This window comes from Streptomyces aurantiogriseus, assembly GCF_014649375.1.
GTDB classification, from domain to species: Bacteria; Actinomycetota; Actinomycetes; order Streptomycetales; family Streptomycetaceae; genus Streptomyces; species Streptomyces aurantiogriseus.
In genome coordinates, this window is record NZ_BMSX01000008.1 from 134,767 (window position 1) to 159,717 (window position 24,951).

The window sequence follows — 24,951 nt, forward strand, 5'->3', positions numbered from 1 at the left end:
CTCCCATGGCACCGACCAGCGAGATCCTGACCACCGAGCGCATCCTCGAGGCGACCGAGGAGGTGCTGCGCCGCCACGGCCCCGCCAAGGCCACCGTGGTGGACGTGGCCCGCGCGCTCGGTGTCAGTCATGGCACCGTCTACCGGCACTTCCGTACGAAGGCGGCGCTGCGCGAGGCGGTGACCAAGCGCTGGCTGGACCGGACGACCGACGCGTTGTCCGGCATCGCCGCCGAGGACCGTGCCCCGGAGACCCGGCTGCGTGACTGGCTCGCCGCCCTGTTCGCCGCCAAGCGCCGCAAGTCGGGCGACGATCCCGAGCTGTTCGCCACGTACAAGGTCCTGACCGGTGAGAACGTCACCGCGGTCGGCCAGCACATCACCGAGCTGGTCGACCAGCTCACCGTGATCATCCAGGCGGGCGTCGACACCGGCGTCTTCACCGCCCCCGACCCCCGCGCCAGAGCCCGAGCCGTCTTCCACGCCACGGGCCGCTTCCACGACCCCGCTTACGCCCAGGAGTGGGAACGGCCGGACATCGAGACCGAGTTCGACGAGGTACTGGACCTGGTGCTCAGGGGCCTGCGGGCATCGGCCTAGGCCGGTCCGGGGAGCATGCCGCGGACGCGGAGTCCGGCACGCCCCTCAGCGGCGCTGTGGCTGAGCCCCTCAGCGGCGTTGTCGCCGAGCCATTCAGCGGCGTTGTCGCCGGGCCCCCAGCGGCGCTGTCGCCGAGCCCTTTGCGGCGTTGTCGCCGGTTGGCCCCGCGCCCGCCTCGCTCGGACGAGGGCCTCCCGCCCCCGCCCGCCGGGGCTGGTGTGGCCGCCGTCACCTTCCCGCGACCTCATCCGCCGGAGGCCCCGCTCACTGGGGCGAACGCCCCTCCGCCGGGTCCACCGTCGCCTGGTGCGCCTCCGCGAGGTGTTCCTCCGCCTTCAGCCAGGGCAGGAACTGCGCCGCCTTGCGCCACCCGCAGGTGTCGCATCGGATCGTCCGCTGAACGCCCGTCCGCCGGACCCGGACCACATGCTCCCGTCCGTGCTGGTCCCAGCGGCTCACCTTGCTCGTCGTCGACTGCAGCATGACGCCTCCAGCGTCCACCGTCGAAGGGGACGGACCCGGGAGCGGGCCCGTCCGTTCACGCAGCAAGGAGTGTGCAGGAAGTCCAACATCAACGGGGGATGCGCCGCACGGAGTTGACCAAGCCGTGCCCTGGCTCAGCCGATCCTCCGCGGCAGCCGCAGGCTCAGCAGCCCGGTCAGGGCGATCCCGGCTAGTTGGACCGGCCAGGAGTCGAGGGAGCGGCTGGAGAAGCTGCACGCGAGCGCCGTGGAACGGGCGGCCGCCTGGCCGGTGGGTGCAAGGGCCCCTCAACTCGCCTCGGTCGAGAGGCCTTTGGCCTGTGTTGCGGCGCTTCGGGCTGTGCTACCGTCGCCAACGAGTCTGGTGTCAGACGGACTCGACCGATTCCTCTGCTAACTGCTGCTGACTGCGCCCACGGGGCGCGGGGGTGGGACGGGGGAGTGCACACGGTGTGCACGTCATCTGCCTGCGCAGGTGGCCGGTGGTCGAGGCTGTCGCCCGCTCGCCGGTCACCCTCGGAAGAAGGAGCATCGGTGAGCGCCAATCAGAAGAGGCTCATCGCGTTCGCGTTCTGCGTCCTGACCTCGCTCGTCCTGGGTTTCGTCTCGGGACTGACGGCGGCCGTCCTCGGCGCGTCCCCGCTCGAGTCCGTCTCCGCCGGAGGGGGTGCGACGGTGGCGCTGACCGGTATCGGGGTGGCCGCCCTCGCCCTCTTCGACTTCGGCGACGACGGCCGCTCGGCACCCGGAGAGCGGAGTGTGCCGGTCAGGCGCTGACGCCCGCCGCCTCCCGGACGTCCTTCGCCTCCAGCCGCTCCGCGGTCCGCTCGGCCGTCCGCCGCGCCCACGGCCCGGTGGTCACGGCGCCCAGGACGAGGACCGCCAGGCCGCAGCCGGTGAGGATCCACCAGCCGGGCACGGCGGCGGAGACGAAGGTCTCCCGGTACGACGAGGCGCTCACGCCCGCCGCCAGGACCGCCCCGATCACCGCGACACCCAGGGTCTGGCCGAGCTGGCGGCTGGTGGAGGCGACGGCCGCCGCGACCCCGGCCTGGCTCCGGGGCATGCCGGACACCGCCGTGTTCGTGATGGGCGCGTTGACGAAACCGAAGCCCAGCCCGAACAGCAGGTATCCGAGGAACAGCGTGAGGTTGGAGGTCTCCGCCTGGAAGACCGCGAACAGCGCCCCGCTCGCCGTCATCGCCACGCCCGCGACGACCAGCGGCAGCCGCGGCCCCCGGCTCCCCACGAGCCGCCCGGACAGCGGGGCGCACAGGAAGGTCGGTACGGCCATCGGGAGCATCCACAGGCCGGCGTGGAGGGCGTCCAGGCCGCGGACGTTCTGCAGGTACAGCGTGGACAGGAACAGGAAGCCGCCGAGCGCGGCGAACGCGCTGATCGCGATCACGGTGGCCCCGCTGAACGGCGCCGACCGGAAGAACCGCAGGTCGATGAGGGGTTCGTCCCGGCGCGGCTCGTACCACAGCAGGCCGAGCAGCGCGGCCAGCGCGACCGCCGCGAAGGGCCCGCTGACCGCGAGGCCGGCCTCCGGCGCCTCGATGATCGCGTACGTCAGGGAGCCGAAGAGGGCGATGACCAGCAGTTGGCCGACCGGGTCGGGGCGGCGGGCCTTGGGCGCGCGGGACTCGGGGACGTAGCGCAGGGTCAGCAGGAGGGCGGCGAGGCCGACCGGCAGGTTGATCCAGAAGATCGCGCGCCAGCCGACCGACTCCACCAGCAGACCGCCCACCAGCGGGCCCGCGGCCATCGAGATGCCGACGACGGCGCCCCAGACACCGATCGCGCGGGCGCGCTCGCGCGGGTCGGTGAAGGTGTTGGTGATGATCGACATGGCGACGGGGTTGAGCATGGAGCCGCCGACCGCCTGGACCATCCGGGCCACGATCAGCAGGTCGAGGTTCGGTGCGAGGGAGCACAGCAGGGAGCCGAGCGAGAACACGACCAGGCCCGCCATGAAGACCTTCCTGCGGCCGATCCGGTCGGCCGTGGAGCCGGCGAGCATCAGCAGCGCGGCCAGCACCAGCGTGTAGGCGTCGATCGTCCACTGCAGGCCGGCGGTGGTGGCGTGCAGGTCGCGGCCCATCGCGGGCAGGGCCACGTTGAGGACGGTGTTGTCGAGGCTCACGATCAGCAGACTCATGCAGCAGATCGCGAGGACGAGCAGACGTCGGTGCTGGCTGAGCTCGGGCATGCGTCAATAGTACGGCTAACTAATGAATCTCGCCGCACGCCGTCCCGTACGTGAGAATGGGTGGATGCCCACGACCGCCTCGCCCCTGCAGATCGGCCCGCACACCGTCCAGCCGCCCGTCGTCCTCGCCCCCATGGCCGGGATCACCAACGCGCCCTTCCGCACGCTGTGCAGGGAGTTCAGTGGTGGCAAGGGCCTGTTCGTGAGCGAGATGATCACGACCCGGGCGCTGGTCGAGCGCAACGAGAAGACCATGCAGCTGATCCACTTCGACGCGGCCGAGAAGCCGCGCTCGATCCAGCTGTACGGCGTCGACCCGGCCACCGTCGGCAAGGCCGTCCGCATGATCGCGGAGGAGGACCTCGCCGACCACATCGACCTGAACTTCGGCTGCCCGGTCCCGAAGGTGACGCGCAAGGGCGGCGGCTCCGCGCTCCCCTACAAGCGGAACCTGCTGCGGGCGATCCTCCGGGAGGCCGTGAGCGGCGCGGGCGACCTTCCCGTCACCATGAAGATGCGCAAGGGCATCGACGACGACCACATCACCTACCTCGACGCCGGACGCATCGCCGTCGAGGAGGGCGTCACCGCGATCGCCCTGCACGGCCGCACGGCCGCCCAGCACTACGGCGGAACCGCCGACTGGGACGCGATCGCCCGCCTGAAGGAGCACGTCCCCGAGATCCCCGTGCTCGGCAACGGCGACATCTGGTCCGCGGAGGACGCGCTGCGGATGGTGCGGCAGACCGGCTGCGACGGGGTCGTCGTCGGCCGCGGCTGCCTCGGCCGGCCGTGGCTGTTCGCGGACCTGGTGGCGGCTTTCGAAGGCCGTACGGAAGCCATCGCCCGCCCGTCCCTGCGCGAGGTCGCCGACGTCATGGTCCGGCACGCCACCCTGCTCGGTGAGTGGATCGGCGACGAGTCGAAGGGCGTCGTCGACTTCCGCAAGCACGTCGCCTGGTATCTGAAGGGTTTCGCGGTCGGCTCCGAGATGCGCAAGCGGCTCGCGATCACGTCATCGCTGGAGGAACTCCGGTCCGGGCTGGACGAGCTGGACCTGGACCAGCCCTGGCCGGTCGGCGCCGACGGCCCCCGCGGGCGCACCTCCGGCAACAACCGCGTCGTCCTCCCCGACGGCTGGCTGAAGGACCCGTACGACTGCGTGGGCGTGAGCGAGGACGCGGAGCTGGACACCTCCGGCGGTTGAGCCGAAGTGCTTTGCCCACCCACCCACCCGACTCGCTCGGCCAGGAGGCGACCGTCCCTGGGGCTCCGCCCCAGACCCTGGCGGGGGCTTTGCCCCCTGTGCCCCCGGGGCTTCAGCCCTGGACCCCGGTGACGGCTTTGCCTCTTGCGCCCGCCCGACTCGGTTGGCCAGGAGGCGACCGTCCCTGGGGCTCCGCCCCAGACCGCGGCGGGGGCTTCGCCCCCTGTGCCCCCGGGGGCTCCGCCCCAGACCCCGGTGAGGGCTTTGCCTCTTGCGCCCGCCCGACTCGGTTGGCCAGGAGGCGACCGTCCCTGGGGCTCCGCCCCAGACCCTGGCGCGGGCTTTGCCCCCTGTGCCCCCGGGGCTTCAGCCCTGGACCCCGGTGACGGCTTTGCCTCTTGCGCCCGCCCGACTCGGTTGGCCAGGAGGCGACCGTCCCTGGGGCTCCGCCCCAGACCCTGACGGGGGCTTTGCCCCCTGTGCCCCCGGGGCTTCAGCCCTGGACCCCGGTGACGGCTTTGCCTCTTGCGCCCGCCCGACTCGGTTGGCCAGGAGGCGACCGTCCCTGGGGCTCCGCCCCAGACCCTGGCGGGGGCTTCGCCCCCTGTGCCCCCCTAGGCTCCGCCCCAGACCCTGGCGCGGGCTTTGCCCCCTGCGCCCCCTTGGGTTCCGCCCCAGACCGCGGCGGGGGCTTCGCCCCCTGTGTCCCCGGGGGCTCCGCCCCAGACCCCGGTGAGGGCTTTGCCCCCTGCGCCCCCCTGGGCTCCGCCCCGGATCCCGGCGAGGGCTCCGCCTCCTGCACCCCAGGAGGCCGGCCCCCCGCGCCGGTCACGGCATTTCAGCCCGTCCGGCGTTTGAGGACGAGGCCCGTTCAGGGCCGAAGCGGGGGCGGGGGGCGGTAGCCCCCAGTGGGGTTGAAGGGGCGTAGACCCTGGGGGATGGGACGGGTAGGGGCGGCGGGGGCGAGGTCGGCTGGTGCCGGGCCCGGGGTTACTCCTTCGACGCGTTCGGGACCGAGCCGTAGGCCGTCAGGAAGCGGTCGCGGAAGGAGCTCATCTTCCAGACCGGGGCGTCGGAGGCGGGCTTCAGGCCCTGCGTCCAGTTCCAGTCGGCGATCTTGTCGAGGACCTTCGGGTCCTTGGCGACGATGGAGACCGGGACGTCACGGCTGGCATTGTTGCCGCTGACGCGGGCGATGGGCTGGTGGTCGCCGAGAAAGACCAGGACGGTGTCCTCGGTGCCGTAGCGCTCCAGCCACTGGGTGAGGGCGGTCACCGAGTACTGGATCGACTTGCCGTACTCCTCCTTGGACTTGTCGGAGTCGTTGATGATCTCGGACGCCTTCGTCCCGGCCTTCTGGATGCCGTCGAAGACCGAGCCGTCGCCCAGTTCGTCCCAGCCGACCATCTTCGGGACCGGCGCCCAGGGCTGGTGGCTGGAGGTCAGGATGATCTCCGACATCAGCGGCTTGTCGCGCTGCTTGCCGTGCTCCAGGCGCTGGAACGCCTCCAGGGCGTACTGGTCGGGCATGGTCGACCAGCTGAACTTCGGCCCCTCGTAGCCCAGCTGGAAGGCGTTGTAGACCTTGTCGAGGCCGTAGAACTGCTGCTCCGGCCAGCCCTTCTGCACGCCCGGCATGATGCCGACGGTGTCCCAGGCGCCGGTCTTCTGGAAGGCCTTGGTGAGGGAGAGGTGGTCGCTGGCCATGACCGTGCGGTAGCGCTGCTGGGTGTCGACCCACAGGCCGGACAGGGCGGTGGAGTGGCCGAGCCAGCTGCTGCCGCCGAAGGTCGCCGACGTCAGCCAGCCGCTCCGGGCCTGGAAACCGGCCTTCGTCAGGGCCTGTGCGCTCGTGTCGAGGGTCTTGTCGACGCCGGGCGCGATGCCCGGGTCCTCGACGGCGCTGCGGCCGTAGCTCTCGATGAAGGCGAAGATCACGTCCTTGCCCCGCAGATCCGGCACGAGCTGCGCGGGCGGGGTGTTGCCGAAGGTGTCGATGCGGGCCTCCTTCGCGAACGCGGCCTCGTCCCGCAGGGTGTCCCGCACCCGCCTGGCCTCGGAGACTAGCGAGTGGGCGACCCGGTCGGAGGCGACCGGCAGCCCCGCGTACTGCAGGCCGAGGACGGAGCAGGTGATCCAGACCGTCCCGGAGATCAGCGTGCCCCGGGTCGCCACCTGGGTGTTGCGCGCCAGCAGGTTGGCCAGCCGGACCGTCGCCAGGGCCATCACGGTGCACAGCAGGGCGATGAGAAGGAAGATGCCGACCGTGGCGGCGATCGCCGTCGTGCGGCCCATCGAGTCGGCGACGTACGACTGGGCGTCGTCGAGCAGGCCCCAGTCCAGGACGAGGTTGAAGTCCCGGCCCAGATACTCGACGAACCCCATGTCGAGCATGTTCAGCACGGTCAGCAGGCCGAGGAACACACCGGTCAGCGCTGCCACGACCACCCGCGGCCGGCGGGGCAGCGCCAGCAGCACGACCGCCGCGACGATCGCCTCCCCGGGCAGCCGCACGAACCGGTTGAGCTGCAGCGCGAACAGCCGGTTCGGCAGCAGCAGCGCCCCGAGCACCAGTACGACCGACAGCACGGTCGCCGTCCACCACAGCACCCGCCCGGCGACGGGATACCGGCTGCGCCAGGCCCGCCAGTGCGCGAGACGGGCCTTGAAGGAGCGGGGGGTGCCGGGGGCGCCCTCGACCTCGCTCCCGGCTTCGGCGCTCCCGGCCTCGGCGCTCCGGGCTTCGGTGGTCTCTGCCTCGGCGGTCTCGGCTTCGGCGGTCCCGGCCTTGGTGGTCTCGGCTTCGGCGGTCCCGGCCTTGGTGGTCTCGGCTTCGGTCTCCGCGGCTTCGTCGGTCTCCGCGGCTTCGTCGGCTTCCGCCCCGTCGACGGCCTCCGCCCCGTCGACGGCTTCCGCGGCTTCCTCGGTTTCCAGGGCGTCCTCGCCGGTCGCAGGGGTCTCGTCGGGCGAGTCGGGCAGGTGACGAGAGCGAGTGAAGACAGGCACCCGAGAGTCCTTCCGTACGAAGCCGGGTGGATCCGGCGGATCCGATGTGGGGGAATCGGATCCGCCACCGTTTCGTACGGCTTGCTCCCGGCCGGTGTTCACCCCGCTCGGCCAGCGGTCGGCAAACACCGTGCAAACGCCCCGCCAAGTACCCCGCTACGCGCCGCCCACCGCCGTGAGCAGCGCCAACGGGGCCGCCGCGGCGCGGGATTCCCGTACGCACGCGTGAGGGTACGGCACCGGCTCGGCGTGCGTGTCACGGCCGTAGCCCGCGAGGACCTCGGGGAGGCGGTGACCGGTCGCGGTCGCCGCGTCGACCAGGCCGTGCGCGACCGTCCGCGCCTCGTCGTGCAGCCCGTAACGGGCCAGGCCCAGCGTGATCAGCGCGTTGTCGTGCGGCCAGACAGAACCGCGGTGGTAGGAGAGGGGGTGGTACGCCGACTGGCCGGAGGCCAGCGTGCGCACGCCCCAGCCGGAGAAGAAGTCCGGCTCCAGCAGCCGCCGGCCGACCAGCTTCCCGTACTCCTTGTCCAGCAGCCCGGACCAGAGCAGATGGCCGGCGTCCGAGGCCAGCGCGTCCACCTGGCGGCCGTCGCCGTCGAGCGCCAGCGCCGGGAAGGAGCGCTCCTCCATCCAGAAGTCGCGCTGGAAGCGGTCGCGCAGATCGGCGGCGGCCTGCTCCAGCAGGGCCGCGTACGTCTCGTCCTCCCACACCGTCCGCGCCACCCACGCCGTGCGGCGCAGCGCGTCGTACGCGTAGCCCTGGGCCCCCGCCGCCATCACCGGGCCGGTCGGGCGGGTGCCGTCGGCCGAGCAGATGGCGCCGGGGGAGTCCTTCCAGTTCTGGTTGGCGAGGCCGCCCTGGTCGGCGCGGTAGACGAGGTAGCCGCGCGAGGTGAGGCCGCCGTGGTCGAGCATCCAGCCGATGGCCGCGCGGGCGTGGGGCTCCAGGCGGCGGGCCAGGGCCGTGTCGCCGGTCTGCTCGACGTACGCGCCGAGCAGGACGAGGAACAGCGGGGTGGCGTCCACCGAGCCGTAGTAGCGGCCGTAGGGGACCTGACCGAAGTGGGCGAGCTCGCCGTGCCGCACCTCGTGGACGATCTTGCCGGGTTGGGCGACCGACTCCGGGCCGGCCTCCGTCGCCTGGGTGGCGGCCAGCGCCGGGAGCGTGGTGGCGGCCAGGTGGGGGCGGTACGGGAGGGCGAAGAGCGAGGTGAGCAGGGCGTCGCGGCCCAGCAGGGTCAGGAACCAGGGGGCGCCGGCCGCCGGGACGCGCAGCTCCTCGCCGTCCGGGCCGCTCGCCGGGACCTGGAGTGTGGCCAGGTCGGCAAGACCGCGCGCGCAGGCGGCGGCCAGTTCGGGCCAGCCCGTCGGGAAGGCCACGCCCTCCACGAACTCGCCCTCCTGCGCGAGCAGCTTCTCGTTCAGTGCGGCCGGGGAACGGGGCACCCGCAGTGCCCGCTTCTCGCCGTGCGGCCGGGCCATCACGCGCAGGATCAGCTCGGTCGAGCCGTGCGGCTCCAGTTCCAGCCTCCACACCAGGCGGCGCGCCCCGGTGCCCGTCTCCTCCACGGCGTCCGGGGCGGGCTCGGCGGTCACCGTCGTACACGACCGCCACTCGCCGCGCCGGTAGGTGAACTCCAGGCCGTGGTCGAGGACCTGGCGGTGGCGGACGGCGCCGGTCTTGGAGTAGGTGCGGTGGTCGGAGCGGAGCTCGAACTGGTCGGTGAAGTCGGCGTCGACGGTGAGCGCCAGACGGACCGTCAGCGGCACCGGACGGTTGCTGACGACTTGCAGCGACTCCACGAACGAGCTCTCGCCGACGGCCTGTTCACGGAAGAGCGTGCAGGACGGCGGCTCGCTGCGGCCTCCGCGCGGGACGAGCACACAGCGTGCGACGTCCCCGTCCGCGACCGGCGCGAGCACCTCCGGTACGGCCCCGTCGACCGTGAGCTGCCAGCGGCTGAGGTGCCGTGCGTCCCTGACGAACAACCCGTCGGGAGCGCCGGCGCCCCGCACGCCGCTGATGTCCCCGCGGTCGCCGACGGCGGCGAACGTCCCGCCGTACACGAGCAGATGATGCCGGTCGGTCATCCCCGGTCCCCTCCCTTGAGTGCGGTGCCGTCCGTGTCGTGCAGGTCGTTCGTGTCGTGCAGGTGGTCCGTGTGGTTCGTGCCGTGCGGGTGGTTCGTGTCGTGCGGGTGGTCGGTGTGGCTGTCCGTGTCGTGCAGCAGGTCGAGCGTGAGCGCGGCGGTCCAGCTGAAGCCGGTCGTCCCGCAGGCCTCGCCGGTGTACGGGTCGACGTACTCGGCGAACTCCGACGTGCCCGCGATCTCCAGCACGGCCTCGCGCAGCGCGTCCGCCCGCGACCGCTCGCCGTGCACCCGCAGACCCCGCTCCAGCAGCCAGCTCGTGTTGAACCAGGCCGGCCCCCGCCAGTAGCGGTGCGGGTCGAAGGCCTCGCCGAGCAGGTCGTAGCTGGGGGCGAGGCGGGTGGCCGTGCCCAGCCCGAAGTGCGGCCCGCGCAGGGTCCGTACGAGGGCGGCGGCCACCTCGCGCGGCAGACCGGGCAGGAGCAGCGGGACCAGGCCGGAGACGCCGCGCTCGCGGATGAGCTCCCCGCCGCGCACGTCCCGGCAGAAGAACAGGCCCTCCACGGGGTCCCACAGCCGTTCGACGAGCGTCGCCGTCAGCCGCGCCGCGCGCGCGTGCCGGGCCGTACCCGTGGCCCCCAGCTCGTGCGCGATGCGTGCCAGCGCGTGCTCGGAGGCGATGAGCAGGGCGTTGAAGGAGGGATCCTCGACGGCGAACTCGCTGTGCCCGACGCCGTGGCCCTCGCCCGGCCCGTCCCGGTACCCCCCGTCCCGGTAGTCCGTCGCCAGCCGCACGTACCGCCCGTAGTCCAGATCCGTCGGCCGGTCCTCCGCCGCGCCGTGGTCGAGGTCGGCCCGCCGGAAGGAGCGGGCCGGGGCCGGGGTGATCCGGGAGAGCGGGGCGTCCCACGAGGGGGCGTTGTCCATTCCCTGCTCCCAGGGATGGACGACGGACACCAGCCCGCCCCCGCCCAGGTCCCGCCGGTGCAGCAGATAGCGGTGCCAGGCTGCCAGCCGGGGATACACCCGGGCGAGGAAGCCGCGCGCCCGTGACAGCCCGGGGTCGGCGCAGTGCACCAGCCAGGCCGCCAGCGCGTGCACCGGTGGCTGCACGATGCCGGAGGTCTGTACGGTGCGCGGGGCGCCCGCAGCGCGCCCCGCGGTCGAGGAGCGCCAGAAGTCGGGGCTCGGGAAGTACGCGTCGAGCGGCACGGAGGGGTTGAAGACGATGTGCGGGATCCGCCCGTCGTCCCACTGGGCGTCCAGCAGCGTCTCCAGCTCCGTCTGCGCCCGGCGCGGCGAGACGTGCCTGAGGCCGATTGCGATGAACGCCGAGTCCCAGGACCACTGGTGCGGGTACAGCCCGCGGGAGGGCACCGTCGACGCTCCCGTCCAGTTGCCCTCCAGCACCTCCACCGCTCTGAGGTGCAGCGACCCGGCCGGTGTGGCGGGATCGTATACAGCGGGGTACTCCGCTGGGCGGGCGACGAGCTGGGCGGTGCGATCCACTCGGGGCTCCCCGAAGACGTTGCTGCCGACCGGGTTCGGCAGTGGCTACCGTAGGGTTACGTCTATTTAACACGCAAAACTCAATATGTAATGCAGGGTTGAGAAACACAAGGGGGTGCGCATGACCGGACGGCCGGGTCGGACGGGCAGAGGTGGCGGTCAGGCCGGCGCCGGAGATCTGCTCGCGCTGGTACGCACCGGGCGGGCGACGACACGCGGTGCCCTCCAGCAGGCGACCGGCCTCTCCCGGGCCACCGTCGGCCAGCGCCTGGACCGCCTCTTCCGCGCGGGCTGGCTGCGCGAGGGCGCCGGCGGCCCCGTCGACTCCCCGCTGGGCGGCCGCCCCTCGATCACCCTGGAGTTCGACGACGCCCACGCGGTCGTCCTCGCCGCCGACCTCGACACGCGGCACGCGCGCGCGGCCGTCCTGTCCCTGACCGGCGAGCTGCTGGCCGAGCACAGCGGCACCCTGGTGGTCGAGGACGGCCCGGACACCGTCCTCGGTGAGCTGGGCCGCTGGTTCAGTGAGCTGCTGGAGAAGGCCGGCCGTCGCGCGGACGAGGTCTGCGGCATCGGCCTCGCCGTCCCCGGCCCGGTCGACAGCGAGACCGGCCGGGTCGTCCAGCCGCCGATCATGCCCGGCTGGGACGGCTACGACATACGCGGCCGCCTGGCCAGGGCGTTCACGGAACACACCGGCGCGCCACCGGTGCCGGTCCTCGTCGACAACGACGCCAACCTCATGGCGTACGGCGAACAGCGCACGGCCTACCGTGACTGCTCGGCGTTCGTCCTGGTCAAGGTGTCGACGGGCATCGGCGCGGGGGTCGTCGTCGACGGCGCGATATACCGGGGCGTCGACGGCGGCGCCGGCGACATCGGCCATATCCGCGTGGGCGCGGACGCCCTGTGCCGCTGTGGCTCCCACGGCTGTCTCGCGGCCGTCGCCAGCGGTGGCGCCGTGGCGCGGAAGCTGGCCGAGACCGGGGTCCCCGCGGCCTCGGGCTCGGATGTGCGGGACCTGCTGGCCGCCGGACACCCGGGGGCGGCCGCGCTGGCCCGGGAGGCCGGGCGCCGGGTGGGGGACGTCCTGGCGACGGTGGTGACGTTGCTCAACCCCGGGGTGCTGATGATCGCCGGAGACCTGGCCGGGACCTCCTTCCTCACCGGTGTGCGCGAACTGCTCTACCAGCGGGCGCTGCCGCGCTCCACCGCCCGTCTGGAGGTGGTGACCTCGAGGCTGGGGGAGCGGGCGGGGCTGGTGGGGGCCGGGGGACTGGTCGTGGAGTACCTGTACGCGCCGGAGCGGGTGGAGGAGCGGTTGGTGGCGCTGGGGGTGTGAGTCCGAGACGAGTCTTTCCGGACACCGTCAGTGGTCACAGTCGGGCAGCGAGAACTGGCGGACTTCTTGAACACCGGTCGGCCGGAAAGCACAGCCGCCGGGCACCCGTTGTGGGTGCCCGGCGGCTGTCGTTCACTGGTCACGGCGGTCCGTCACCGGACCGGGTCACCAGGTGCCCGGCTCCGCGTACCAGGAGCGCTGCGGGTTCTCGAACGTGCCGTCCTCCCGCGTGGGGAAGGTGAACGCCCGGGTGGCCCCGATCGCGTAGTTGTACATGATCAGGACGTCGGCGCGACCGTCGCCGTCGGCGTCACCGGAGAGGGGCATGCCCGAGCTGCTGGCGTACCAGTTCGCCAGCTCGGACTTCCAGCCGGCGACAGGCGCGTTGAAGCCGCCGTCCGACTTCGCCGTGAAGGTGAACAGCGCGGTCACGCCCTCGTCGTACCGGTACATCACCGCGACGTCGGCGCGCTTGTCGCCGTTGTGGTCGCCGCTGGTCAGCTCGACGCGGTCGCGCTCCCAGCTGCCCGGCTCCACGTTCCACGACTTGACCGGCTGGTCCAGGGTGCCGTCGGCCTTGGCGGGGAACGTGAACAGGGCGGCGGCGCCGGTGCTGTAGCCGTAGAAGGCGATCAGGTCGGCGCGGCCGTCTGCGTTGGCGTCGCCCATGGTGTAGCGGGCGTTCTTGGCCCACCACTTGCCGTCGCCGGAGTTCCAGCCGCGGACGGGGTTGTCGAATCCGCCGTCGGCGCGGGCGAGGAACTTGTGCACGCCCGTCTGGCCGTCGTCGTAGTCGTAGACGGCGGTCAGGTCGGCGCGGCCGTCACCGTTGACGTCACCAGCCTGAAGCGCGATCACCCGGTCCATGTGCCAGCTCTTGGCCGGCAGCGCGGCGCTCTTGAGGGTACGGAATCCGCCGTCCTTCTCGGCGATGAACGTCCACACGGCGACCGATTCATCCGCGTAGCCGTAGAACGCGACGACGTCGGCGAGCTTGTCGCCGTTGACGTCGCCGGCCGTCCACTTGGCGCGGGTGGCGTCGAAGCCGCCGCGGCTGCTCGTCCAGGCCTCCTTCGGCGGACGGACCCCGCCGTCGGCGTCGGTGGTCAGCACGTGGATACCGGTGGACGCGTTCCCGTAGTCGTAGACCGTGATCATGTCGGTGCGCCCGTCGCCGTTCACGTCACCGGCGAGGTCCGTCCGCAGGTGCGCGGTTCGGTCGTCCGGCTTGTGCTCGGTGGTCGTGCCGCTCGTGCGGTTCCAGCGGATGTAGCCGTTCTCGAAGTCGGCCCGGACACCGCCGGCCACCTGGTACTCGCCGGACGTGGGGAAACCGAGCCAGCCGTTCTCCGACTTGAGCTCGATCCACTTGCGCATGATGGCGTTGTGGACGGGCCAGGCACCGGTGGCCTTGCTCCAGTAGATCGACGTGCTGTACGTCTCCTCGTCGCGGAACCGGAACCGCTGGTACGTGCCCGCCTTCGGTGTGGTGGCCTGCTCGTCGTCCATCGGGTAGCCGACGCGCCGGGGGCCGCCCAGCGCGAGGTATCGGCTGTAGATGGCGCCGCGCACCGCATGGGCGCCGATTCCGGAGGAGTAGTAGATGGCGCTGGCCCGGCCGGCCTTGCTGAAGGTGCTGAAACGGCCGACGCCGTCGCTGGTGGGGCGCTCGTCGGAGGTCGGGTAGCCGAGGACGCCGCTCTCCCGGCCCATCTCGGTCCATGTGGCCCAGATCGAGCCGTGGACCTCCCAGGCGCCGGTGTCCGGGCTCCAGTAGATGGACCGGTTGTTGGCGGTGGTGCCGGGCGCCTGGAAGTGCGCGTACCGGCCGACCTTGTCGGGGGCGGTGACGATGTCGGTGCCCGGGTAGCCGAAGCCTGCCGGGCCGCCGAGCGCCTTGTACTTGGCGAGGACCGGGCCGCACAGCGTGTGCTTTCCGGTGGCCTTCGACTCGAAGGCCTCACAGGTGCCCCAAGGGGTGCCGCCGGTCACGAGCGGGCGGGCCGGGCCGAAGGCGGAGCCGTCGGCGAACGCCTTGCCGGGGAACTCGACCGCGCTGCCCTCGCCGTCGCGGGACCACAGGTCCGGGAACCCGTCGCCTTCGAAGTCGCCGTTCGTGGCGAGGTGCGGATGGGCGGAGCCGGTGAAGCCGCTGCCGATGGACGTGGCGCGCACGGCCGGGTCGGCGTACACGGTCAGGTCGGTCGCGGTGACGTCGTCCTGGACCGGGTTCTTCCGGCTGGCGTACTGGTGGATCTTGCCGCTCTTGACATCGCGGGCCCACAGCTCGGGCAGTCCGTCGCCGTTGAGGTCGCCGGGGGCGAGGAGCGTCATGTTCTGCCAGTCGGCGTTGCCGAGGGACATCGGCTCGACGTCGTCGATCAGCGGGCTGCCCTGGCTGCCCAGGTAGAGCCACAACTCGGCGCCGGCCTTGACGAGCAGGTCGGGTGCGTCGTTCTCGTCGACCTTGCCGTCGGCGTTGTCGTCGTTCACGCTGCCGATCGCCAGCACCTGGTCGGCGTTCGTCCAGTGGTTGGCCTCCTCGACGGCGACCTCCAGCGGCCAGCGGCCGGTGTCGGCGCCGCCGAGATCACCGTCGCCGCGGTTGGTGTAGACCCACAGTTCCTTGACGGCTGGGTCCTCCACGCCGGGGCGCAGTGCCAGGAGGTCCTCGTAGTAGTCCTCGTTCCAGCTGCCGCGGTGGGTGAGGACCGCGTCGCCGAAGGACTCCTCGTCGGCCTGGCGGCCCACCCCGAACTTGCCGTTGCCCTGGCCGGGGTGGAGCCACAGCGCGCCGCTGCCCGGGTCGACGGACCACATGTCGACGGTGGTGTCGCCGTTGAGGTCGCCCGGCTTGTCCCGCTGAGGTGCACGCGTCGGGTAGAAGAGGTATGTCTTCAGGTCGGACCGGTTGCCCGCGGCGTCGAGGCTGCGGACGTACAGGTACTGGGGCCCGGCGTTCAGCGGCTTGTGCGTCACCGGCTCCTTGGCGGGGCCGCCGGCCTTGGTGGCGTCGACGAACCGCTCGCGGGTGTCGGAGTCGGTCCACCAGACGTACCGGACCACGTCGGTCACACCGCCGGCGGTGAAGTGGAACTTCCCGTCCGTGCGGGCCGGGTTGCCGTCCTTCTCCTCGGGGAACTCGGGCGAGGTCACACCGGGCAGCTTCGAGGGGCGGGTCTTGTCGAAGGTGAAGCTGCACCGGCCGGCCCAGGGGCCGTTCGCGGTGCCGTCACTGGCCCGCACGTCCCACCAGTACGTGCCGGAGCTCAGGTTCTTGGTGGGGATGCGCAGGCTCGCCACCGAGCCGCGGCTCGCCTTGACCTTGCCGACCTCGGGCGAGGAGTCGCCGTTCGGCGCGTAGTGGAACTCGGCGACGAGGTTGTTGTCCTCGGCGTCGTTCACCTTTGCACGCAGAGTGATGTAGTCGGTGGTGCCGAAGGTGCCGCCGGTGCAGGGTACCGACGGGTCGGTCGACAGGCCGCTCGGCTTGGCCGGAATCGTGTTGAGGTACGTCGACACGCGCACCGAGTGCGGGTCGAACTTCCGCCAGGAAGCATCGACTTCGGAGCTCTTCGACGACAGGACGAAGGCCCAGGAGCCCCATTTCTCCTTGGCCGCCTTGCTGATCGCGTCGGTCACGTCGAATTCGACGAGTCCGGCACTGTCGGAGGGGCAGTTGCGGCCGCCGAAGGATTCACCCGAGGAATCGATGAGTGCGCCCCACTTGGGCTGCCTGTTCCACGTGATGTTGGTGGGGAGGGTCTTGCCGATCGTGCGGACCTGCACGGCGCCGGATTTGCAGGACCAGGAACCGGCGTGGGTCTGCTTGATCCGCAGCGTCGACCGGATGATCTGCTTGTTCCAGATGTTCGAGGTGGAGACCCGGAAGTACGTGTTCGCCCGGACCGTCCCGCCGCGCTGGGTGTCGTTGGCCACGCCGACGCGCGCGAAATCGGAGATCGTGCCGCCGTTCCAGTAGACGGTGTCGTCGGAGTTGGCGACGTTCGAGTGCTTGTACGCGATGGACCATGCGTTCTTCCAGGCGTCCTTCGCCCACACGGGGTCGATGACGACCGGGAACACGGTGCCGGGATCGCTCAGCAGCTCCTTGTCCGGGCGCAGGGTGAGCGCACGGTCCGTCAGCTGGACACCGAGGCCCGCCTGTCGGGAGCCCTCGGTGGCGCCGGCCAGCGTCTCGGTGAGCGGGCGCGGCGTCGCGTCGGCCGAGGCGTCGGCCGAGGGCGCGGAACGGGCCGTGCGGGCCTTCGCGGCGCTCTTCACGGTTCCCGTCGTGGTTCCCGTCGCGGGCGCGGCGGCCGGGTCCTCGGAGCCTGCCGAGTCCCACATCCGCGGCTGCGGTGCGGAGAAGACGGCCGTGCCGGTCGGGTCCACGGCCTCCAGCCGGCCGTCCGCGCCGGCCTTGAGGTCGAGGCCCTTGCTCGTGTAGCCGAAGGTGATGGCGTCCAGTGCGGGGTTCTTGGCGGCCTCGGCGTTCTTCACCACGAGCGCGTGGGAGAAGGAGTCCACGTCGACGGTGGCCGTGAGGTCGACGCCCGGCAGTACGTCGGGGTAGGTGGCCGTGCGGCCGGAGACTACCGGTTCGGGCAGTTTGCCCGGCCATGAAAGGGAGACCTCGCGGCCGTCCCTGACCATGGTGGCGAAGGCTTCGTCACCGCCACCGGAGAAGGAGACGGACATGCCGGCGGCCCTGGGGGCGACCCGGCCGTCCTCCGTCTCGGACAGACGGGTGTCGACGGGGACGAGCTTTCCGTTCTGGCGTACGCGCACCGGGATCAGCGCGCGCTCCACCGTGAACGTTCCGTCCGGATTCGCGAACGTCTCGTCTGTTTCCGTCCGTTCGGACTTGATCTCGACGCGACGGCCGGTTTCCGCCGCCTTTTTGACGGCCGCGTCGGTCTCCGTGCGCCGCTGCTCGGGCAGCGTCGCGCCGGAACGTTCCGGCGCCGTGGTTCCGGCCGCGGTCGCGGCGGCCGGTGAAAGGGTCACCATTCCAGCGGAAAGGGCTATCAGCAATATTGCTGACATCGCCTTTCTGGAAATTCCCCCCGGGTCGCTGACGACCCCTCTCGGTGTGTTTCTCATGCGGTTTTCCCGCCTGTTTCCTCGCGGTGAATCGGTCAATGTGCGTGGGGTGGCGCACGGGCGTTCCGGAATGGAGTGTTCCGGCTTCCCCCGCCCTTGTACCGTCGTCGCTCAGTGTGACGAACGGCGGATATGCGACCCCTCAACCGTGCTTTCTAGCAGGCCTGATGGCCCGGAGGCGACCCAGGTCCCGGGTCGGGGCACGCGGTGGGCCACCGAAGCGACTCGGTGGTAACTTCACGCCGACTGTTTTTCACGGGGGATGAAACCGGGGAAATATCTATGCTAAAACGGGGTGGGCGCAGCCATGCCCACAGACGAATACGAAGAGCGATACGCTGGTCGTTGCCGGCGCTCGCCACATCGCTTCTGCTGACCGGACTCCCGGCCATGGCCCCGGACGCGCGCGCGGCCGGCGGAACCCTGCCCGAGTCGCAGAAGCTCGTGAACGTGCCGGGCAAACCGGCCAAGGGGGGTTCCGGGGGCAACGCGGTGCCGAAGCGGACCTGGACCGGGTCCCCCTCGGTGACCTGGCCGACGGCCGGCTCCGCCGAGGTCCGGCCGGCGGCGCGGGCCGGTGCCCCGGCCCCGCGCGTCCGCGCCGGCTCGCTGCCGGTTCGCTTGACCGCCGCTCAGGGGAGCGCGGCGGCAGGCCGGCCCGTCACCGCCCAGGTCGAGGTCGCCGACCGTACCGCGACCGACAGGGCCGGCGTCGACGGCGTCCTGCTGCAGGTGCAGCGCACCGACCAGGCCCCGGCGGCCGCGCCGGTGCAGGTGGAGCTCGACTACAAGGGCTTCCGCAACGCCTACGGCGGCGGCTGGGGTTCCCGGCTGACGTTCGTCGCGATGCCCGCGTGCGCGCTGACGACACCGCAGAAGGCCGAGTGCCAGACCCGTACGCAGGTCGCCACGACCAACGACCCGGCGAAGGGCATCCTGACGGCCACCGTCCAGGCGCCACCGACCACCACGGCCGCGCCCAACGGCGCCTCGGCCCGTACCGCGTCCGCGACGTCGGCCGTGTCCGCACACGCCGCCACGCCCACGGCGGCCCGCGCCGGCGCCATGGTGCTGGCCGCGACAGCGGCGCCCAACGGCCCGTCCGGCGACTACCGCGCCACCTCCCTGAGCCCCTCCGGCTCCTGGCAGGCGGGCGGCTCGTCGGGCGACTTCACCTGGTCCTACCCGATGGAGATCCCGTCCTCGCTGGGCGGCCCCGGCCCCACCCTCGGGCTGAGCTACTCGTCCGCGAGCGTCGACGGCCGCTCCTCGGCGTCCTCGCAGCAGAGCAGCTGGGTGGGCGACGGCTGGGACACGGGTGCCAACTTCATCGAGCGCCAGTACGTGCCCTGCTCCAACGACCGCAAGGAGGGCTCGGGGTACAACAACCCCAAGCACCCCACCGGTGACCTCTGCCAGGGCCCGCCCGTCGTCACGCTGTCCCTGAACGGCAGCTCCACGCAGCTCGTCCTCGACGACAAGTCCAAGAAGTGGGTCCCCGCGAGCGACGACGGCTCGCGCGTCGAACTCCTCAAGGGCGCCGCCAACGGCGACAAGGAGAAGGAGTACTGGCGCGTCACCAACGAGGAAGGCGTCCAGTACTACTTCGGCATGGACCGGCTGCCCGGCTGGGCGTCCGGCAAGGCGGAGACCAACTCGGCCTGGTCCGTGCCGGTGTACGGCAACCACGCGAACGAGCCCTGCCACCAGGCCGCGTACGCCGACTCGGTCTGTGACCAGGTGTACCGCTGGAACCTCGACTACGTCGTGGACCTGCGCGGCAACGCCATGACGTACTGGTACGCCAAGGAGCGCAACCACTACGGCTCCAACGTCACCCGCGAGGGCAAGTCGACCAACCGCGCCTACGACCGCGGCGGTTGGCTCAAGCACATCTCCTACGGCCTGCGCAGCGACGACCTGTTCGCCGCCGCCCCGGCCCGGGTGGTCTTCGACGTCGCCGAGCGCTGCGTCAAGACCACCGCGTTCGACTGCGCGGAGAACAAGCTGACGTCCGAGGCCAAGTGGGAGGTCACCCGCAACTGGCCCGACGTCCCGGCCGACCAGCTGTGCGCCGAGGGCAAGGACTGCAAGGACCGCTACGCGCCCACGTTCTTCACCCGCAAGCGGCTGACGTCCGTCACGACCGAGGTCCTCAAGGACGGCAAACCCCAGCCGGTCGACACCTGGACCCTCACCCAGGACTTCAAGTCCACGGGTGACGGCGGTGTAGCGGGCGACTACCCGCTGTGGCTCAACGCCATCCAGCACACCGGCAAGAACGGTACGCCCGTCTCGCTGCCCGCCGTGACCTTCCAGGGCAAGCAGCTCCCGAACCGCGTCGACAACGACAGCGACGGCAACCCGCCGTTCCTGCGCTGGCGCGTGGAGACCATCCAGACGGAGACGGGCGCGCGCATCGCGGTCGAGTACGCCAAGCCGGAGTGCTCCACCGAGACGGACCCGAAGAAGCTGCCGTCGGCGCCGCACACGAACACCATGCGCTGCTACCCGGTCGTCAACGAGGTCCCCGACCCGACCGACGAGACCGGTCTGAAGAAGAAGTACTCCACGGACTGGTTCCACAAGCACCGGGTCGACGAGGTCCGCGAGGAGGACAAGAACGGCACGTCGCCGACGAAGGTCACGACGTTCCAGTACATCGGCGACCCGGCCTGGGCGTACGACGACGACAGCGAGCTGCTCAGCGAGAAGGCCCGCACCTGGTCGCAGTGGCGCGGCTACGAGAAGGTCCGCACCCTCGTCGGCACCGCCCCGGACAAGCGCTCGCAGGTCGAGACGGTCTACTTCCGCGGGATGGACGGCGACAAGCTGCCCACCGGCAAACGCGAGGTGAAGATCAAGGACAGCGAGGGCGGCACGGTCGACGACCACAGGCTCTTCGCCGGCCAGATCCGCGAGTCGCTGTACTACGACGGCGAGGGCGGCCCCCTGCAGTCCGCCACCCTCTACACCCCCTGGGTGCGCGGCCCCACCGCCACCCGCAAGCGCACCGAGGGCGCCGAGCCGCTCCAGGCGTGGGTGACCGGCACCTCGAAGATCGCCTCCCGCACCGTCCTGTCCGACGGGCGCGGCCAGCGCCGCACGGCGGTCGAGCACGCCTACGACAGCCGGGGCCGCGTGGAGCACACCACGGACCATGGCGACCTGGCCAGGACCGACGACGCCACGTGCACCCGCTACGAGTACGTCAACGACGCCGACAAGTACGTGTACACGCCGCAGAAGCGCGTGGAGACGCTCACCAAGGCCTGTGACGCCAAGGACATCGCCCGCCCGGCGGACGTCGCCACCGACAAGGTGATCCACTACGACGCCGCGTACAACGTCACCAAGGTCGAGTCGCTCGCCGACTACAAGGACGGCAAGCCGGTCTACCGGCTGGACGCCTCGTCGACGTTCGACAAGCACGGCCGCGTCACGTCCGTGACGGACATCCACAACAACACCACCCGCACGACATACGTGCCCGCCGCCGGCTCCGTACCGGTCAAGACCGTCGTCACCAACGCCAAGGGCCACACGGAGACCACCGAGCTCGATCCGGGCCGTGGCCTGGCCCTGGCCAAGGAGGACACCAACAAGCGCCGGCAGGTGCTGGAGTACGACGCGCTCGGCCGCCTGGTGAAGACCTGGTCGCCGGACCGCGACCCGGTCACCCAGACCCCGGACGCCGAGTTCAGCTACACCGTCACGCCGGACAAGCCCGTCGTCGTCACCACCAAGAAGCTCCTGGAGCGCGGCGACTACCGGGTCACGTACGACATCTACGACGGCGCGCTGCGCCTGCGGCAGACCCAGCAGCCCGCGCTCGACGGCGGCCGGGTCATCACCGACACCTTCTACGACAGCCGCGGCCTGGTCTGGAAGGAGAACGGCGCCCACTTCAACGACAAGGACCCGTCGCCCGAGCTGTGGACCTCGGACGACAACAAGGTCCCGGCCTCGACCCGCACCGAGTACGACGGTCAGGGCCGTCCGGTCGCCACGATCGCCCGCAAGTTCGGCGAGGAGACCTGGCGGACCACCACCTCCTACGGCGGCGACTGGGTCGCGGTGGACCCGCCCAAGGGCGAGATCCCCACGATGTCCCTGGTCGACGCCCAGGGCCGCAAGACGGAGCTGCGCCAGTTCAAGGGTGAGGGCCCATCCGGCGCGTACGACCGCACGCGCTACACGTACGAGCGGCGCGGCATGCTGGAGTCCGTCACGGACCAGGCCGGCAACGTCTGGTCGTACAAGTACGACCTGCGTGGCCGCATGTACGAGTCGAAGGACCCCGACAAGGGCGTTACGAAGACCTCGTACGACAAGGGTGACCGGGTCCTGACGACCACGGACGGCCGCGACCCGGCGAGGACGATCGCGTTCGAGTACGACACGCTCGGCCGGACCACCGGGACGTACGAAGGCTCCCTCAAGGGCCGCAAGCTCACCGAGCAGACGTACGACACCCTGCCCGGCGCGATCGGCCTGCCGGTCTCCGCGACCCGCTTCGTCGACGGCAACGCCTACAAGCAGGAGGTCACCGGCTACGACCAGGAGTACCGCCCGCTCGGCTCGAAGATCACCATCCCGGCATCGGAGAACAAGCTCGCCGGCGAGTACGAGTACAGCAGCACGTACACCAAGACGACCGGCATGGCCCAGACGATGACGCAGCCGGCGGTCGCCGGCCTGCCGAAGGAGCGGACGTCGGTCGGCTACAACGGCCTCGACATGGTCACCACCATGGCGGTCGCGGGCAAGACGTTCGTGGCCGGTACGGAGTACACGCCGCTGGGCGATGTGGTCCGCACCCGGGTCGGCCCGGCGGGCAAGCAGCTCATCACCAGCCGCGAGTTCGACGAGCAGACCCGCCGCCCGCTGCGCACGGTCTTCGACCAGGAGGTCGGGACGACGGGGACGGCCCGGATCAGCGATGTCCGGACGACGTACGACGCCTCCGGCAACATCCTCAAGATCACGGACGCCCAGGGGGTCAACCCGACGGCGGCCACGACCGACACCCAGTGCTTCGCGTACGACTACCTGCGCCGGATGACGGACGCCTGGACGTCGGCCAAGCCCGACGAATGCACGAACCTGGCGAGCCGACCGGCCCAGCCGCAGGTCGGTGGCCCGAACCCGTACTGGACGTCGTACACGTTCGACGCGGCCGGCAACCGGAAGACGGAGGTCAAGCACGACGTCACCGGTGACACCACCAAGGACGTCTTCCGCGACTACGAGTACGCCGAGGGCGGTACCACCACCAGCAAGCTCATGAAGGTCCGCACCGAGGGACCCGAGGGCGAGCGTGAGGACTCCTTCGGCTACGACGAGGTCGGCAACACGACCCGCCGCACGGTCATGGGCACCACGCAGAGCCTGGAGTGGGACGCCGAGGGCCGCCTGGAGCGGGTGACGGAAGGCACCGGCGACACGGCGAAGAAGACCGAGTACGTCTACGACGCGGGCGGCAACCGCCTGATCCGCCGCGATCCGAACGGCACGACCCTGTACCTGCCGGGTACGGAGGTCCAGCTCGACAAGGCCGGAAACGTCGTCAAGGGCACGCGCCACTACCAGCACCCGGCCGGCCCGGCGATGGTGCGCACCGCCGAGGGCGGCAAGGTCACCACCGCCTACCTCCTCTCCGACCACAACGGCACGGCGACCACGGCCGTGGACGCCACCTCGGGCGCGGTGACGCGCCGCGCGTTCACCCCGTTCGGCGAGCCGCGCGGCCAGAAGCCGTCGATGTGGCCAGGTGAGAAGGGCTTCGTCGGCGGCACGATGGACGAGTCCACCGGACTCACCCACCTCGGCGCACGGGAGTACGACCCCGCGATCGGACGGTTCATCTCGGTCGACCCGATGATGGACGTGGCCGAGTCGCAGACGATGAACCCGTACGCGTACGCCAACAACAGCCCGGTCACCTTCACTGACCCGTCCGGCCAGTTCTGGGGTATCCCCAAGCTGTTCCAGGCGGCCGTCAAGCTGTACAAGAAGGCCTACGCCGCACTGACGGGCGGCACGCCCCCGGCCCCGTCCAAGCCTGTCCCGAGCGTCAGCAAGAAGGACGTGGAGCGGGCCAGGTGGCTGAAGAAGCAGTCCAAGATGGACATGGTCATGCACGTGGCCAAGGAGGCGGTGAAGGAGGCCAGCGGCTACAACGACATCGTCGACTGCCTCAACGGCGACGTGGGCACCTGCGCCATGCTCGCCCTGGAGGCCGCGGTCCCGTTCGCGGGCAAGGCCAAGCGCGTGTTGAAGGCCCTGGACAAGGCCTGGAGTGCCTACCGCAAGTGGGAGGACGAGGTCCGCTGGGCCACCGGCATCGTCAAGCGGGCGGACGCCGACGCGAAGGCGATGGCCAAGTACACGGAGGACATGGCCGAGTGGCAGAAACAGGCTGACGCCGCGAAGGCAGCCAAAAAGGCGAAAGCCGACGAAGTCGAAGCCACAGCCGCCAAGAAGGCCGACAGCAACGGCGACGGCGGCGGGGGCGACGGCACGCAGTCCGGTGCCGGCGAGTCCTGCCGGGTGAACAGCTTCGTGCCCGGGACCAAGGTCCTCATGGCCGATGGGAGCACCAAGCCCATCAAGGACGTGAAGCCCGGCGACAAGGTGGTGGCGAAGGACCCCAGGACCGGCAAGACGGCGGCCAAGGAGGTCACCGCCCAAATTGTCGGCAAGGGTGCGAAGAACCTGGTCGAGATCACCATCGACACCGATGCCAAGAAGGCCGAGAAGACCGCCAAGACCACGGCCACGGACGGCCACCCGTTCTGGGCGCCCGAGCTGCGCAAGTGGGTCAAGGCCACGGACCTGGAGTCCGGCGACTGGCTGGAGACCGGCGCGGGCACCCGCGTCCAGGTCACGGCCGTCCAGCGCTGGACCCAGCCGGCCACGGTCTACAACCTGACGGTCGCCGACATCCACACGTACTACGTGGTGACGGGGGCGGCTTCGGCCCTGGTGCACAACTGTGGAGACCTCGACAAGGACCAGGGAATTCAGGGCGCACACCCCAAGGATCACCTGGACATCTCCGACCAGGACTTGATCGACCGTGCGCAGACCGACCCCCACACGAATGTGGCTTCCATGCTGCCCTCCGCTACGGCGCAGGACAGCATCAACGCTGTCGTCAATCACCACCGAACGGCGATCAATAAGTGGGCGGCCAAGGCTTCGATCGGGGAGCGCAGAGAGTACAGTCTGGGCTTCGAGTCGGCGATCGGCCGGGTTGCCAACAGCTCTGGAGCGGTGGGGGACGCCAGGAAACTCACGCTGGTGCTCATGAGGGTTGAGAAGGGGTATCAAGGCCACAAGGGTGCATGGGTGTTGTTCACCCTCAAGGCATCCTGAAGCAACTGGCCATCC

Annotated in this window: 11 protein-coding genes; 5 read left to right on the forward strand and 6 right to left on the reverse strand. The window is 71.0% G+C overall.

Features of this window, described 5'->3' with window-relative positions:
* The first annotated feature begins 5 nt into the window (after positions 1 to 5).
* Positions 6 to 599, forward strand: coding sequence for a TetR/AcrR family transcriptional regulator (locus IE263_RS18830; protein ID WP_189937903.1), 594 nt, complete (start codon positions 6 to 8; stop codon positions 597 to 599).
* A 264-nt stretch (positions 600 to 863) separates the two neighbouring features.
* Here the strand turns inward: IE263_RS18830 and IE263_RS18835 are convergent, their stop codons facing one another.
* The gene (locus IE263_RS18835; RefSeq protein WP_189937905.1) at positions 864 to 1,082 is read right to left on the reverse strand and encodes a hypothetical protein; all 219 of its coding nucleotides are present in this window, start codon (positions 1,080 to 1,082) and stop codon (positions 864 to 866) included.
* A gap of 533 nt (positions 1,083 to 1,615) precedes the next feature.
* On the opposite strand from IE263_RS18835, the gene IE263_RS18840 reads away from it, so the two are divergent.
* The gene (locus IE263_RS18840) at positions 1,616 to 1,858 is read left to right on the forward strand and encodes a hypothetical protein (protein WP_189937907.1); all 243 of its coding nucleotides are present in this window, start codon (positions 1,616 to 1,618) and stop codon (positions 1,856 to 1,858) included.
* Here IE263_RS18840 and IE263_RS18845 read toward each other — a convergent pair.
* Complete coding sequence (locus IE263_RS18845; RefSeq protein WP_189937908.1) at positions 1,848 to 3,293, reverse strand: MFS transporter; 1,446 nt, start codon at positions 3,291 to 3,293, stop codon at positions 1,848 to 1,850. The genes IE263_RS18840 and IE263_RS18845 overlap by 11 nt on opposite strands.
* A 64-nt stretch (positions 3,294 to 3,357) precedes the next feature.
* Here IE263_RS18845 and dusB point away from each other — a divergent pair, with 64 nt between their 5' ends.
* Complete coding sequence (gene dusB, locus IE263_RS18850; RefSeq protein WP_189937910.1) at positions 3,358 to 4,500, forward strand: tRNA dihydrouridine synthase DusB; 1,143 nt, start codon at positions 3,358 to 3,360, stop codon at positions 4,498 to 4,500.
* A gap of 990 nt (positions 4,501 to 5,490) precedes the next feature.
* On the opposite strand, the gene IE263_RS18855 is transcribed toward dusB, so the two are convergent.
* The 3 genes from IE263_RS18855 to IE263_RS18865 form a co-directional block, all read right to left on the reverse strand.
* Positions 5,491 to 7,506 carry an LTA synthase family protein gene (locus IE263_RS18855; RefSeq protein WP_229911049.1) on the reverse strand — a complete coding sequence of 672 codons (2,016 nt, stop codon included), beginning with the start codon at positions 7,504 to 7,506 and terminating at the stop codon, positions 5,491 to 5,493.
* Between the two features lie 156 nt (positions 7,507 to 7,662).
* Positions 7,663 to 9,600: an amylo-alpha-1,6-glucosidase gene (locus IE263_RS18860; RefSeq protein ID WP_189937912.1), complete on the reverse strand. Its 1,938-nt coding sequence runs from the start codon at positions 9,598 to 9,600 to the stop codon at positions 7,663 to 7,665.
* The gene (locus IE263_RS18865) at positions 9,597 to 11,108 is read right to left on the reverse strand and encodes an MGH1-like glycoside hydrolase domain-containing protein (protein WP_189937914.1); all 1,512 of its coding nucleotides are present in this window, start codon (positions 11,106 to 11,108) and stop codon (positions 9,597 to 9,599) included. Before IE263_RS18865 ends, IE263_RS18860 begins: the two co-directional genes overlap by 4 nt.
* A gap of 121 nt (positions 11,109 to 11,229) precedes the next feature.
* Between IE263_RS18865 and IE263_RS18870 the strand changes: the two genes are divergently transcribed.
* Positions 11,230 to 12,450, forward strand: a complete 1,221-nt coding sequence (locus IE263_RS18870) for an ROK family protein (protein ID WP_189937916.1) — start codon at positions 11,230 to 11,232, stop codon at positions 12,448 to 12,450.
* A 165-nt stretch (positions 12,451 to 12,615) separates the two neighbouring features.
* On the opposite strand, the gene IE263_RS18875 is transcribed toward IE263_RS18870, so the two are convergent.
* Entirely contained in the window at positions 12,616 to 17,463 is a 4,848-nt protein-coding gene (locus IE263_RS18875) for an FG-GAP-like repeat-containing protein (protein WP_229911050.1), read from the reverse strand.
* A gap of 483 nt (positions 17,464 to 17,946) precedes the next feature.
* Between IE263_RS18875 and IE263_RS18880 the strand changes: the two genes are divergently transcribed.
* Positions 17,947 to 24,936, forward strand: a complete 6,990-nt coding sequence (locus tag IE263_RS18880; RefSeq protein WP_189937920.1) for a polymorphic toxin-type HINT domain-containing protein — start codon at positions 17,947 to 17,949, stop codon at positions 24,934 to 24,936.
* The last annotated feature ends 15 nt before the right edge of the window (positions 24,937 to 24,951 follow it).